The 13,174-nt window shown below is 28.9% G+C and carries 13 protein-coding genes and 2 pseudogenes; 7 read left to right on the top strand and 8 right to left on the bottom strand.

Annotated features, from left to right (window positions below; all coding sequences use genetic code 11):
• Positions 1–512: glycosyltransferase family 2 protein (locus tag GRQ01_RS01565; RefSeq protein ID WP_158334095.1), on the bottom strand; the 512-nt coding region annotated here is incomplete at its 3' end.
• A 52-nt stretch (positions 513–564) separates the two neighbouring features.
• On the opposite strand from GRQ01_RS01565, the pseudogene GRQ01_RS01560 reads away from it, so the two are divergent.
• Positions 565–1,616: pseudogene (locus GRQ01_RS01560) on the top strand (beta-1,4-N-acetylgalactosaminyltransferase).
• Here the strand turns inward: GRQ01_RS01560 and GRQ01_RS01555 are convergent.
• From GRQ01_RS01555 to GRQ01_RS01545, 3 genes and pseudogenes are all read right to left on the bottom strand, one after another.
• Positions 1,587–2,530: pseudogene (locus GRQ01_RS01555) on the bottom strand (glycosyltransferase family 2 protein). The pseudogenes GRQ01_RS01560 and GRQ01_RS01555 sit on opposite strands and share 30 nt — an antisense overlap.
• A gap of 136 nt (positions 2,531–2,666) precedes the next feature.
• Entirely contained in the window at positions 2,667–3,500 is an 834-nt protein-coding gene (locus tag GRQ01_RS01550) for a glycosyltransferase (RefSeq protein WP_158334094.1), read from the bottom strand.
• Positions 3,484–4,308, bottom strand: coding sequence for a glycosyltransferase family 2 protein (locus GRQ01_RS01545; RefSeq protein WP_158334093.1), 825 nt, complete (start codon positions 4,306–4,308; stop codon positions 3,484–3,486). The genes GRQ01_RS01550 and GRQ01_RS01545 overlap by 17 nt, the downstream gene beginning before the upstream one ends.
• A gap of 58 nt (positions 4,309–4,366) precedes the next feature.
• Here GRQ01_RS01545 and GRQ01_RS01540 point away from each other — a divergent pair, with 58 nt between their 5' ends.
• From GRQ01_RS01540 to GRQ01_RS01520, 5 genes are all read left to right on the top strand, one after another.
• Positions 4,367–5,326, top strand: coding sequence for a glycosyltransferase family 9 protein (locus GRQ01_RS01540; protein WP_158334092.1), 960 nt, complete (start codon positions 4,367–4,369; stop codon positions 5,324–5,326).
• A 118-nt stretch (positions 5,327–5,444) separates the two neighbouring features.
• Positions 5,445–6,341, top strand: coding sequence for an alpha-2,3-sialyltransferase (locus GRQ01_RS01535; protein WP_158334091.1), 897 nt, complete (start codon positions 5,445–5,447; stop codon positions 6,339–6,341).
• Complete coding sequence (locus GRQ01_RS01530) at positions 6,329–7,369, top strand: N-acetylneuraminate synthase family protein (RefSeq protein WP_158334090.1); 1,041 nt, start codon at positions 6,329–6,331, stop codon at positions 7,367–7,369. Before GRQ01_RS01535 ends, GRQ01_RS01530 begins: the two co-directional genes overlap by 13 nt.
• On the top strand, positions 7,366–8,484 hold the full coding sequence (gene neuC, locus GRQ01_RS01525; RefSeq protein ID WP_203121127.1) for a UDP-N-acetylglucosamine 2-epimerase: 1,119 nt from the start codon (positions 7,366–7,368) through the stop codon (positions 8,482–8,484). The genes GRQ01_RS01530 and neuC overlap by 4 nt, the downstream gene beginning before the upstream one ends.
• An 82-nt stretch (positions 8,485–8,566) precedes the next feature.
• A complete protein-coding gene (locus tag GRQ01_RS01520) occupies positions 8,567–9,247 on the top strand; it encodes an acylneuraminate cytidylyltransferase family protein (protein ID WP_158334089.1) in 681 nt (226 codons plus the stop codon).
• 85 nt (positions 9,248–9,332) lie between these two features.
• Here the strand turns inward: GRQ01_RS01520 and gmhA are convergent, their stop codons facing one another.
• From gmhA to GRQ01_RS01500, 4 genes are read right to left on the bottom strand one after another with little or no spacing between them, the layout of a single operon-like run.
• On the bottom strand, positions 9,333–9,893 hold the full coding sequence (gmhA, locus tag GRQ01_RS01515) for a D-sedoheptulose 7-phosphate isomerase (RefSeq protein WP_158334088.1): 561 nt from the start codon (positions 9,891–9,893) through the stop codon (positions 9,333–9,335).
• The gene (gene rfaE1 / locus GRQ01_RS01510) at positions 9,893–11,275 is read right to left on the bottom strand and encodes a D-glycero-beta-D-manno-heptose-7-phosphate kinase (protein ID WP_158334087.1); all 1,383 of its coding nucleotides are present in this window, start codon (positions 11,273–11,275) and stop codon (positions 9,893–9,895) included. The genes gmhA and rfaE1 overlap by 1 nt, the downstream gene beginning before the upstream one ends.
• Entirely contained in the window at positions 11,268–12,221 is a 954-nt protein-coding gene (gene rfaD / locus GRQ01_RS01505) for an ADP-glyceromanno-heptose 6-epimerase (protein WP_158334086.1), read from the bottom strand. Before rfaD ends, rfaE1 begins: the two co-directional genes overlap by 8 nt.
• A complete protein-coding gene (locus GRQ01_RS01500; protein ID WP_373447880.1) occupies positions 12,218–12,781 on the bottom strand; it encodes a D-glycero-alpha-D-manno-heptose-1,7-bisphosphate 7-phosphatase in 564 nt (187 codons plus the stop codon). Before GRQ01_RS01500 ends, rfaD begins: the two co-directional genes overlap by 4 nt.
• An 81-nt stretch (positions 12,782–12,862) precedes the next feature.
• On the opposite strand from GRQ01_RS01500, the gene GRQ01_RS01495 reads away from it, so the two are divergent.
• A complete protein-coding gene (locus tag GRQ01_RS01495) occupies positions 12,863–13,165 on the top strand; it encodes a c-type cytochrome (protein WP_158334084.1) in 303 nt (100 codons plus the stop codon).
• The last annotated feature ends 9 nt before the right edge of the window (positions 13,166–13,174 follow it).

Below are 13,174 nucleotides of genomic sequence, written 5' to 3'. Positions count from 1 at the left end.
ATACAAAGTTCTATGCAATTGTTTAAAAAATAATCATCACTGTCTAAAAAATGTATGATAGCATCATGGGGTAATTCTTGAATGATAAAATCATTAATATTTTCTATAGAACTTTTAATATATCTTTCTTGAATAAGGGTAAAAGTTGATTTTATAGTTTCTTTTTTTAAGATTTTTGTATCCTTATCAAAACCATGTGTTGTACAAAAAGAAATAATATTTTCTTCTTTTTTATCTTGGAAAAAAGATCTTAAAGCACTACCCTTTAAAAACTCTAAGCCTGTGTTTCTAGCTGAAGATAAACCTGCATTTTCCTTAGAGATTAAAAATATTCTTGCATCCTTATTTAAATACTCAAGCGCTATATCCAAACTCCCATCAGTACTTCCATCATCAACTAAAATAATGTCTAAATTAGTATAGCTTTGTGCAAGGACACTATCAAGGCATTCTCTTAAATAAAAAGCAACATTGTAAATGGGTATGATAATAGAAATTAAAGGATTATTCATATATACTTTCTTTTGGTTTTATAAATTATACCCTATAGAAAGTGAAAAAGATTTGAAAATAAGAAACTTGTTTATAAAATTATTAGTATTATTTATACCTATTAATTCTTGGAGAAAAAAAATAAGGTACAATTTAAACAATAAAACCATCCCTTTAGAAAAAGTCGATACTAAAATCCCCAAAAATATTTTAAATAAAATACAATTATATGATAATGAATATTTTTATAAAATAAATAAAAAAGTTAATGGGGGGGGGGATCGATGCATCAGGGATTTTTCGATCTTGATCAAAGGGCTAAAGATCCTAAATCTGCTTTAAATCCTTGGGCTTTTATAAGGGTAAAAAACGAGGCTTTAACCTTAAGAGCTTGCTTAGAAAGCATCTTGCCTGCTATACAAAGAGGTATTATAGGCTATAATGATTGTGATGATGGAAGCGAAGAAATTATTTTAGAATTTTGCCAACAATACCCTAGCTTTATCCCTAAAAAATATCCTTATACTATACAGTTACAAAACCCTCAAAAAGAAGAAAATAAGCTTTATTCTTATTATAATTGGGTGGCTTCTTTTATACCACAAGGAGAATGGCTTATTAAAATCGATGTTGATCATTACTATGATGCTAAAAAACTTTATAAAAGTTTTTATATCCCTAAACACAAATACGACGTGCTTAGCTATGCAAGAATTGACATTCATTATTTTAATAATAACTTTTTTCTCTGTCAAGACAATAATGGCCAGATCTTTAAAGAACCAGGAGATTACCTTCTTATAAATAATCATAAACTATCTTGGGAAGAAATTTTAATCGATAGAACTCATAATAATTGGGATCTTGCAACAAAAACGACAAACCATGAAAACATCTACTCATTAGAGCAACTAAAAATCAAGCATAGAATGTTTTATAAAACAGAATTAAACAATTATCATTTCCCTTTTCTTAAAACCCATAGAATGCAAGATGTTAAAAAATATCATTGGATAAGTCTAGAAGAATTTCAAAAATACCATCTTAAATTCCTTCAAAAAAGAATAGATCCTAGCATGATTTCTCAAAAATCTTTAGAAAAAATATTTTCTATGTTTTCTTAAAAGAAATATTTTTTTATATTTAAATAAAATTTTAAAAGCTAAAATATTTAATTTTATAAGAAAACTTCGAACATTTTTTTCTTTCATTTTATAAATCTGTATAAGCAATAAATATTTAATGAAAACATATAAAATCCCACAATGCTTATTAGCAATATAATTTTGCTTTAAATAATCTAAAACTAAATATTGGTCTTTGATATTTTTTTGGATAAAAGTTTTATCTTTGACATTGCAAATAGAATTACTATTAATTGTATAATGATACAAATTCTGGTTTAAATATCCTATTTTTTCAGCCTTATTTAACATAGGATAATATAATAAAACATCTTCAGCCATATTAAGCTTAAGATCTTCTTTTAAATTTAAATTCGCATAGGCTTGTAAATACAAATCTTTTTTTATAAGCTTTGCCCATATGGTCCAGTATAAATTTTTATTTAATATAAGCTTTCGTATAAAGTCATTACGATAATAAGAACCACAATCAAAATGAAATTTTCTATAATAAATGGCATTATCATCTTCAACAATAGCATTGAAAAATAATATATCAATATCCTTATGCCAAGCAATAAAATCATATGCTTTCTCACAAGCATCAAACTCAAGATAATCATCAGGATCTAAAAACATTATATAAGGTGAATTTGCTATTTTTACCTCTTCTATCTTGCCTTAAGAAGCTGCAAATTTTGTTTATTGTGGATTATTTTAATCCTAGCATCTTTTTTAGCATATTCTTTTGCTATTAAAATACTCTTATCATCTCCACAATCATCTACAACTATAATTTCTATATTTTTAAAACTTTGATTAATACAACTTTGCAAGGCCTTTGCTATATATTTTTCCACATTATAAGTGGGCAAAATTATAGAAATTAAAGAATTTTCCACCCTAATCCTCATTATAATCATAAAAAACAATTATAGCCTAACAAATTTAATATAATTTAGAAAGCATTATAAATTTCAAGCTTTATTTTTCCTAAAAATTTCATACTCATGATACATAAAATCAAAGCCACACCATTCCCATAAACACTTAAATTTTTAATTTATATTTAAGCTTATCTATAAATCTTAAAAAAGAATTTTTCTTAGAATAAGCTATAATGTCTAGCAAATCATAGATTTGATATTTGGCTAACAAATTAGCATAAATTCCTTCTTTATAAAAATAATTTTTATCCATTTTATTAGCTCTCCAAGTCTCAGCAAATAAATGCATAAAAGGTCTAGTCGCATCAAAAATTGCATTTTTGTTGATAAAATCCTTAGTTTTACTCCAAGGAATTTGACAAGTTTGCTTATAATCCCAGGCAAAATTTTCCAAATTATGCTTTTTTACTTGTTTTGCTAAGAACCAAGGACCTATAATACCCCAAGGAACTATTTTTCTTCCAGCGATAATTTTTTGCGATTCTTGTACAAGATTTTTCCCAAATTCTGAATTTTTAGGAAATTTTAAAAATGAAGTTGTAATCCTTGGCTTATTCTCATCTTCATCAATTTCTTGAGAAAAAATATATTCTTGCTTTAAATCCCCATAATTTAAACAAACCATATCAAGATCTGCCCATATACCCCCCCCCTGATAAAGAAGATTAAATCTAAAATAATCAGAAAAAGCAGCCACTCCCATACCTCTATCATCCTTAAAATAATCTTTAAAAGGTATTATTTCATTTGCATCTTTTAATTTAAAATCATCAAACAAATCATCTAGTTTTTTAAAAATTTTATCATTAAAATTATAAGTGTATAAAACAAATCTATAACCATTGGCTATAAAAGACTTTATAGCTAAAATCTCCATTAATCCTATGTCTGCAAAACCCTTAGGCGTGTACCAAAAACTACTAACTTCTTGTTTCATTGATTCTCTTTTTTAAATTCATATTTTCTTTTTCCAAAACCTCAAACAATCTTTCATGAAATGCATCCTTTTTATAATCTAAAGAAAGTTTTTTTATAAGATCATTGCTTTTTTGTTTATCCTTACAATTTTGCCATAAAATTTCTCTATTTTTGTTTTCATACCTGCCTTTTTCATTAAATTCATAATAATAAATACACTGTTTAAAAATACCTATTTTTTCACAAAGCATGAAATTCATATAGCAAAAAAGCACATCTTCGCCATAGCTTAAATTCTCATAAATATCAATTTTTTCAAAGCTTTTTAAAACCAAATCTTGCTTAAAGCATTTTGCCCAAACCGACCAACAAAAATGCCTTTGTTTGCTTAAAAATTCTAAAAATCCCTGCTGGGTGAAAACCTCATCTTGCTTAAAACGATAAAATTGTTTGGTTTTAACCCTATGCACATAAGCATCAAAACACAATAAATCAAACCCTTCTTTCATCTTAGCTAAAGCTAACTCACAAGCTTTTAAATTTAAAAAATCATCACTGTCTAAAAAGATCAAAAAAGGTGAATTTGCTCTTAAAACTCCTAAATTCCTACTAGTAAAGGTACCGCGATTTTTATCATTTTTAAAAAGTTTTATTCTTTGATCTTTTTTAGCCATTTTTAAAGCCATTTTAAAACTCTCATCCTCACTCTTATCATCAATTACTAAAATTTCAATATCTTTTAAACTTTGATGGATACAGCTTTGCAAAGCTCTTGTAATGAAAGCTTGAGAATTAAAAAGCGGTATTATGATAGAAAGTTGTGGCATATTTTTCCTATTTTTTGCTAAAATAATAATAAAGATTTTATTAAAATTTAGGAAATTTATGAAAATTTTTATCCATCTTCCCACTTGGTTAGGCGATGCTGTTATGGCTTCAGCAGCTTTATATGGAGTTTATGAACGTTTTAAAAACGCGCATTTTATACTGTATGGATCTTTAGCATCAACAGCACTTTTTAAAGAATTTCCCAATGCACAAATCATTATAGAAGAAAAAAAAACGCGTTATAAACAAGCTTTAAGCTTACGCAAAACATTAGGTAAAATCGACCTTGGCATTTCTTTTAGATCAGCTTTATCTTCTAAGATCATTTTACACATGCTTAAAATCAAGCAAAGATATTTTTTTAATAAATATAGATTTAAAGAAGAACACCAAGTTTTAAAATATCTTTATTTCATAGAAAATTCCCTTCATTATAAAATAAACTCTCAAGCATTAAAACTTCCTTTTAAATTAAAATTTCAAAGCCCTTTAGTATTAAAAAACGGCAAAAAAATCCTAGGTCTAAACCCAGGAGCTAGTTTTGGAAGTGCTAAAAGATGGGATGCAAATTATTTTGCTGAGGTGGCTTTAAATTTTTCCAAAACCCATGAAGTTTTAATCTTTGGAGCAGGTAAAACCGAACAAGAACTTTGCGATGAAATTTTTAATATCCTAAAAGAAAAAAACATCAAAGTTAAAAATCTTTGCAATAAAACTACTATCAAAACACTTTGTCAAAACATTGCTTTTTGTGATATTTTTATCACAAATGATAGTGGCCCTATGCATATTAGCACTGTTTACAAGGTCAAAACTGTGGCTATTTTTGGCCCGACAAAATTCACCCAAACCTCGCCATGGCAAAACAAAAATGCACAATTAGCCCATTTAAATCTCGATTGCATGCCCTGTATGCAAAAAATTTGCCCTTTAAAACACCATAAATGCATGAAAGATTTAAATCCCAAAATAGTTATAAAAAAAGCACAAAACATCATCAGTAATTCTATGATTTAAAACCTTTGCCATAGCACAATGAAATTTAAGCATATTTAAGCCTTTATTTTTATAATATTAATTAAAACATAAAATGTGCTTAGATATAATTGCGAAAAATAAATATGAAAGACTCTAAATGCAAAAAGTTATAATTGCGGGAAATGGACCGAGTTTAAAAGAGATTGATTATACTAGATTACCTTTAGAATACGATGTTTTTCGGTGCAATCAATTTTACTTCGAAGATAAATACTATCTTGGTAAAAAATGCAAAGCAGTATTTTATAATCCTACTTTATTTTTCGAACAATATTATACTCTAAAACATTTAATCGATAAAAAAGAATACGAAACTGAATTGATTATCTGCTCTAATTTCAACCTAACCAATATAGAAAATGCAAACTTTTCTAAAAATTTCTATAATTATTTCCCTGATGTGCATTTAGGCTATGAGTTTTTTAAGCAACTAAAGCAATTTGATGCTTATTTTAAATTTCATGAAATTTATTTTAATCAAAGAATCACTTCAGGAATCTACATGTGTGCAATAGCCATAGCACTAGGCTATAAAGAAATCTATCTTACAGGAATTGATTTTTATCACAATGGTTCATCTTATGCTTTTAATACTAAGCAAAAAAATCTTTTAAAATTAGAACCTAATTTTAAAAATGACAACTCACATTATTTTGGACACAGCAAAAACACCGATATTAAAGCCTTACAATTTCTAAAAGAAACTTACAAAGTAAAATTTTATTGCTTATGTCCTAATAGTCCTTTAGCAAATTTCATAGAACTAGCACCCCATAGCTCTTCTGCGTTTAAACTACAAGAAAAAAACAATTATATCAAAGACATACTCCTACCTTCTAAAGAAGCTTATAAAAATTTTCCAATAGACGATGAAATTTGTGAAAAACCTAGGTTAAAAGAAAATATTTATTACAAATTAATAGAAAATTTATTAAGGTTACCTAGTGATATAAAACATTATTATAGATCAAGGAGAACAAAATGCAAGAAATAAAAATACAAAATATCACGATAAATGAAGAAAATGCACCTTTAATCGTACCTGAAATTGGCATCAATCATAATGGCAGTTTAGAGCTTGCTAAAATCATGGTAGATGCTGCCTTTAATGCTGGTGCAAAAATCATCAAGCACCAAACTCACATCATTGAAGATGAAATGAGTAAAGCTGCAAAAAAGGTCATACCAGGAAATGCTAATATAAGTATTTATGAAATCATGCAAAAATGTGCTTTAAATTATAAAGATGAATTAGCCCTTAAAGAATACACCGAAAAATTAGGACTAGTGTATTTAAGCACACCTTTTTCTCGTCAAGCTGCAAACAGGCTTGAAGATATGGGCGTTAGTGCTTTTAAAATAGGTTCAGGCGAATGTAATAATTATCCTCTTATCAAGCACATCGTAGCCTTTAAAAAACCTATGATAGTAAGCACAGGAATGAATAGTATAGACACTATTAAACCAACCGTAAAAATACTACTTGATAATGATATCCCCTTTGTCTTAATGCACACAACCAATCTTTATCCAACCCCGCATAAACTTGTAAGATTAAATGCTATGCTTAAACTTAAAGAAGAATTTTCTTGTATGGTAGGTTTAAGTGATCATACTACTGATAATCTTGCTTGCCTAGGTGCAACAGCACTTGGGGCTTGTGTATTAGAAAAACATTTTACAGATACTAAAGACAGAAAAGGGCCTGATATAGTATGTTCTATGGATACTAAGGCCTTAAAAGAACTCATACAACAAAGCGAACAAATAGCCATTATGCGCGGTATTAATGCTGAAAAGAAAGCTACAAAAGAAGAACAAGTTACCATTGATTTTGCTTTTGCTAGTGTTGTTAGCATTAAAGATATTAAAAAAGGTGAAATTTTATCCCAAGAGAATATTTGGGTCAAACGGCCAGGTATTGGTGGCATTAGTGCAAGTGAATTTGAAAAAATTCTAAATAAAAGAGCAATAAAAGATATAGCCAATGACACACAATTAAGCTATGAGGATTTTGAGTGAAAAAAATCCTTTTTATCACAGGCACTAGGGCTGATTATTCTAAAATTAGATCTTTGATGCAAAGGGTTGAAAATTCAAATGAATTTGAACTTTTCATCTTTGCAACAGGCATGCATTTGAGTAAAAATTTTGGCTATACAGTCAAAGAAATTTACAAAAATGGCTTTAAAAATATTTATGAATTTATAAATTATGATAAATATTATCAAACCGACAAAGCATTAGCAGCAACAATAGATGGTTTTTCAAGATATGTTAATGAAATCAATCCTGATTTAATTGTAGTCCATGGAGACAGGATAGAACCTTTAGCAGCTGCTATTGTAGGTGCTTTAAACAATATTTTAGTAGCACACATTGAAGGAGGCGAAATTTCAGGCACTATTGATGATAGCTTACGCCATGCTATATCCAAACTAACCCATATTCATTTAGTAAATGATGAACAAGCAAAAAAACGCTTGATCCAACTTGGTGAAGATGAAAAATCTATTTTTATCATAGGCTCGCCTGATTTAGAACTCTTAAACAATAATAAAATTTCACTCCATGAAGCAAAAAGCTATTATGATATTAACTTCAAAGACTACGCCTTGCTTGTATTTCATCCTGTTACAACAGAGATTACAAGCATAAAAACACAAGCTGATAATCTAGTAGAAGCTTTAAAACAAAGCGCTAAAAATTACATCGTAATTTATCCTAATAATGATTTAGGCTTTGAGTTGATTTTGCAAAGCTATGAAAGATTTAAAGATGATCCTAGATTTAAACTCTTTCCTTCTTTACGTTTTGAGTATTTTATAACTCTTTTAAAGCATGCTGATTTTATTATAGGCAATTCAAGCTGTATTTTAAAAGAAGCTTTATATTTAAAAACAGCAGGCATATTAGTAGGTACAAGGCAAAATGGAAGATTAGGCAGTAAAAACACGCTCAATGTGAAAGCAAACACACAAGAAATTCTAAATGCAATCAATAGCATCCATAAAAAGCAAGACTTATTTAATACTAAATTAGAGATTTTAGACAGTTCAAAATTGTTTTTTAAATATTTACAAAGTGGTGTATTTTTTGAAATTAATAAACAAAAGATTTTTAAAGACCTACAATGAAGACTTTTAAAAAAACATACTATAACAATAAAACCAAAGATCTTAAACCCACTTTAAATCTTTGCAATTTCATGGATTAAAAATGACTTTAGCTATTATTCCTGCTCGTGGGGGCTCTAAAGGCATTAAAAAGAAAAATCTGGCTTTGCTTAATGAACATCCTTTAATTTATTATACCATCAGAGCAGCACAAAATTCCCAATACATAGACAAAATACTTGTAAGCAGCGATAATGATGAAATTTTAGAATACGCTAAAGCTAAAAATGTTCAATGCCTAAAACGCCCAAGCGATTTGGCCAAAGATGATACTACAAGCGATAAAGTGCTTTTACATGCTTTGGAATTTTATAAAAATTACGAAAATGTAATCTTACTTCAACCAACCTCACCTTTAAGAAATCATACTCACATCAATGAAGCTTTCAAACTTTATCAACAAAGCAAAGCCGATGCTTTAATCAGTGTATGTGCATACGATAATAAAATTTTAAAAGCTTTTATCTGTGACAAAAACAATAATTTAAAAGGAATTTGCAACGACAATTACGCTTTTATGCCAAGACAAAAGCTACCCAAAACTTATATGAGTAATGGTGCTATTTATATTTTAAATATAAAAAAATTTTTAAAAAAACCCAGCTTTTTACAAAAAAACACAAAGCATTTTTTAATGGATGAAATTGCAAGTTTAGACATAGACAATCTTAATGATTTAAAAAAAGCTGAAGAAATTCTCAAATCAAGACAAACTAAAACATAAATAGTGATAAAACTCAAAAAATTTAAAAATATTGAGTAATTAATCACTATTTCATTCTTAAAATACTTTTTATTTTAAAATATTTCTAAAATCTTTCATCTACCATTTGACAAAGAGTATGCAAGATTAAAATATGCATTTCTTGAATTCTAGCCGTATCATCACTAGGCACAACAAGATTATAATCGCAAAGCTTGTTCATCAATCCTCCACCTTTCCCGCTAAGCCCTATGCAAAGCATATTTAATTCCTTAGCTTTTTTAAAAGCCTCTAAAACATTAGGACTTTTTCCACTAGTTGAAATACCGATTAAAACATCATTTTCCCTTGCTAAAGCTTCAATTTGCCTTGAAAAAACAAACTCAAAGCCATAATCATTTCCTATAGCAGTCAAAGCTGAAGTATCAGTCGTTAAAGCAATCCCTGCTAAAGCCCTACGCTCTTTTTTATAACGTCCACTCAACTCGGTTGCAAAATGCTGAGAATCAGCCGCACTACCGCCATTACCACAAATTAAAATATTTCTGTCTTTTTCTAAATTCTCACACAAAAGCTCCCCTACTTTTGCAATTTGTCCTTTTAAAATTTCACTTGCTTCTAAAATTTTCTTATGTTCTTGCCATTCTTTTTCTACTAAATCTATCATTATTTATCCTTTATTTTTTCTATAATATTGCTTGTACTAAAACCCTCTTCAAAGTCTATCAACTCAACTCTTGAAACCAAATCAGCACCTACTATAAGCTTGTCTTTATAATCAGCACCTTTAACCAAAATATCAGGTTTTAAAAAACTTATAAGTTCTAAAGGCGTATCCTCATCAAAAATCACAACAAAATCCACAAAATAAAAAGCCCCTAGCATACAAGCCCTTTGAAACTGTGCATTAATAGGACGTTTATGGCCCTTTAATCTTTTTACACTTGCATCTGAATTTAAACCTACTACTAAAAGATCTCCAAGTCTCTTAGCTTTTTCAAGATATTTAATATGCCCAAAATGCACTATATCAAAACAGCCATTTGTAAAAACAACCTTTTTATTGCTTTGTTTTAAAATCTTTAAAAGCTCTTCTTTAGTTTTAATCTTTTTTTCAAAATTCATTTGTTTAAAACTCTGAATTTCATCAAAACTGACACTCACGCTACCTATTTTACTCACCACCACTGCAGCAGCTTCATTTGCAATCTCGCAAGCTTTTAAGATTTCAATCCCACTAGCTAAACAAAAAGCTAAAACAGCAATCACACTATCGCCTGCACCTGTTACATCGTAAACTTCTAAAGCCTTAGCAGGAACTATATGCAAACTCTCATCAAAAAAGGCGATACCAGCTTCTGAAAGCGTGATAATAGAATAACGCAAAGAAAAATTATCTTTTAATTTTTTAATACCTTTTGCTAAATTCTCGCCCTCTAAATTATCAAATTTCAAAACTTGCAAAGCTTCTTTTTTATTAGGTGTAAGTAAAGTCGCACCACTATATTTAGTAAAATCATTGCCTTTAGGATCGACTAAAATAGGGATATTTAAAGCATTTGACTTCTCTATCATAGCCTGACAGACCTTGGGCGTTAAAACGCCCTTAGCATAATCGCTTAAAACTACAGCTGTAAAATCTTTAATTTTTTTATTAAACAAAGCTATAAGCTCATCTTCAAGCAAAATCACACTTACATCTTCTTCATCAAGCCTTAAAACTTGCTGATTATGTGCCATAATACGGTTTTTAAAAGGGGTTTTACGTCCTTTTTGAGTCAAAAACTCTCCTTTTAAATTCTTTTTTAAAAAATTCCCTCCCTCATCATCTCCTACAACTCCTAGTGAAAAAACCTCAGCTCCAAGACTTTTTAAATTGACATAAACATTTGCAGCGCCACCAAGTCTTTTGTCTTTTTTTAAAGTTTTTGCCACCAAAACAGGAGCTTCAGGACTTACACGTGAACAATCACACCAAATGTAATTATCCACCATAAAATCCCCTACAACCAAAATTTTAGGTTTTTGCTTACTTAAAAAATCAAGCATTTACTTCCTTTTCAAAAAGCCTTCTTATCTCTACTAGATAATCTTTTATCCCTTCTTCAAGACCAAATTGAGGCTTATAAGCCCAAGTTTGATCAAGTTTAGCCTGAGTATGAAATTGATAAGATTTAACATAAGGATTAAGGATATATTCACAAGATAAATGAGTATTAAGCTCTTTTTGTAAAATATCTACTATATCCTGGAAGGTTCTTGCCTTACCACTTCCTACATTATAAACCCCACATTTTGACTCAAGAGCTATTAAATTAGCATTAATAACGTCTTTAATATAAGTAAAATCTCTATAAATTTTATCACTCCCTTCAAACAAACGCGGATTTTTTCCCGCTAAAATTTGATGGGCAAATTGCAAAACCATAGAAGCAGTTTTGTTTTTATAAAACTCCCCTTTACCATAAACATTAAAGTACCTAAGTCCTACTAAATGAGCTTTATCATAATATTTTTTGGCTAATTTATCCATCATAAGCTTAGAAAAAGCATAAGGATTTTTAGGTTCTTCATCTTTTCCTACAGTTTGAGGACTTATAGCATCACCATAAACAGAAGCTGAACTTGCATAAACTAATTTTGCATGAAGCTTTATACTAAGTTCTATAAAATCTTTAAAAGTATTAAGATTTGTTTGCAAAACCTTAGTTTGATCAAAAACTGTAGTATCTGAAATGGCCGCTTGATGAAAGATCACTTCAGGTTTAAAAGCCTCTATTTTTTCAAAAACTTTCTCATCATTAATATCACCTACAAAAAGCTCTCCATCAAATTCAAGCAAATTTTTAAAATGTCCAAAACTTTGCAAATTTCCATTTTCAAAAACCGCACTACTACGCATTTTATCTATAATTAAAATTTCATGTTCATCTTGTAAATGCAAAGCAAGTTGCGATCCTATAAATCCTGCACCACCTGTGATTGCTATTTTCATTTATCTTCCTTCTCTTTTAAAAAATTCAAAATTGCTTTTAAATCATTAAATTGCTTAAAAAAACTAGCCTCTTGTTTTTCTTTATTAACTAAAAACAAAGTCTTTATTTGTGCATTTTTTCCTGCTTGCATGTCACTTAAATTATCCCCTATGAAAACAGAATTTTGCATATCAATTCTAAATTCATCCCTAGCTTTTAAAAACATTCCAGCTTTAGGTTTGCGACACTCACAGCCTTCTAAATGCGGGCAATGATAAATTTTTGTTATTTTAACATTATGTTCTTGAAATTCTTTCAACATAAAATCACACAGTGCAAAAAAATCACTTTGCTTATAATACCCTCTTGCAATACCTGATTGATTTGTTACTACAAATAGTAAATAATCTTTATCTAAAAAATACCTACAAAGTTCGAAAATTCCATCACAAAATTCAAAATCTTCTATCTTATAAACATATTTTTTATCTATATTTATAATACCATCTCTATCCAAAAATAATGCTTTTGTTTTCATAAGAAATATTATAATATAGCTTTTTAAAAAGAAAATAAATATCATCTTTTAATTCTTAAGAATTTTATAAAAATAAAGCTATATAATATCTGAGTAATCTAAAATTTTCATAAGGAGAAAATAATGAGAAAATTATTAGCAGTTTCTGCTTTAGCATGTCTTGGCGTTTCAGCTTTTGGTGCGGATGGAGCTACACTATTTAAAAAGTGTGCTGTATGCCATGGTGCCAAAGCTGATAAAGTTTATCTAAACAAAGTCCCTGCACTTAATACTTTAAGCTCAGAAGAAATCACTCAAGCACTTAAAGAATACAAAGCAGGAACAAGAAATAAATTCGGTCAAGGCATCATTATGAAAACCCAATTGGCTTCTTTAAGTGAAGCTGATTTACAAGCCATTGCACAATACATCGAAACTTTAAAATAATTTTAGGCT

The sequence above is a fragment of the Campylobacter bilis genome, assembly GCF_016806695.1.
Taxonomy (GTDB): Bacteria; Campylobacterota; Campylobacteria; order Campylobacterales; family Campylobacteraceae; genus Campylobacter_D; species Campylobacter_D bilis.
This window is presented reverse-complemented; position numbering and strand designations above follow the sequence as displayed.

What these genes read in the sequence shown, in the direction of transcription:
- gmhA (WP_158334088.1), bottom strand. Translation starts at nt 9,893, where the DNA reads ATGATAGATTTAGTAGAAAAAGAATGGCAAGAACATAAGAAAATTTTA.
- GRQ01_RS01520 (WP_158334089.1), top strand. Translation starts at nt 8,567, where the DNA reads ATGACTTTAGCTATTATTCCTGCTCGTGGGGGCTCTAAAGGCATTAAA.
- rfaD (WP_158334086.1), bottom strand. Translation starts at nt 12,221, where the DNA reads ATGAAAATAGCAATCACAGGTGGTGCAGGATTTATAGGATCGCAACTT.
- rfaE1 (WP_158334087.1), bottom strand. Translation starts at nt 11,275, where the DNA reads ATGCTTGATTTTTTAAGTAAGCAAAAACCTAAAATTTTGGTTGTAGGG.
- GRQ01_RS01495 (WP_158334084.1), top strand. Translation starts at nt 12,863, where the DNA reads ATGAGAAAATTATTAGCAGTTTCTGCTTTAGCATGTCTTGGCGTTTCA.
- GRQ01_RS01535 (WP_158334091.1), top strand. Translation starts at nt 5,445, where the DNA reads ATGCAAAAAGTTATAATTGCGGGAAATGGACCGAGTTTAAAAGAGATT.
- GRQ01_RS01530 (WP_158334090.1), top strand. Translation starts at nt 6,329, where the DNA reads ATGCAAGAAATAAAAATACAAAATATCACGATAAATGAAGAAAATGCA.
- GRQ01_RS01540 (WP_158334092.1), top strand. Translation starts at nt 4,367, where the DNA reads ATGAAAATTTTTATCCATCTTCCCACTTGGTTAGGCGATGCTGTTATG.
- GRQ01_RS01545 (WP_158334093.1), bottom strand. Translation starts at nt 4,308, where the DNA reads ATGCCACAACTTTCTATCATAATACCGCTTTTTAATTCTCAAGCTTTC.
- GRQ01_RS01550 (WP_158334094.1), bottom strand. Translation starts at nt 3,500, where the DNA reads ATGAAACAAGAAGTTAGTAGTTTTTGGTACACGCCTAAGGGTTTTGCA.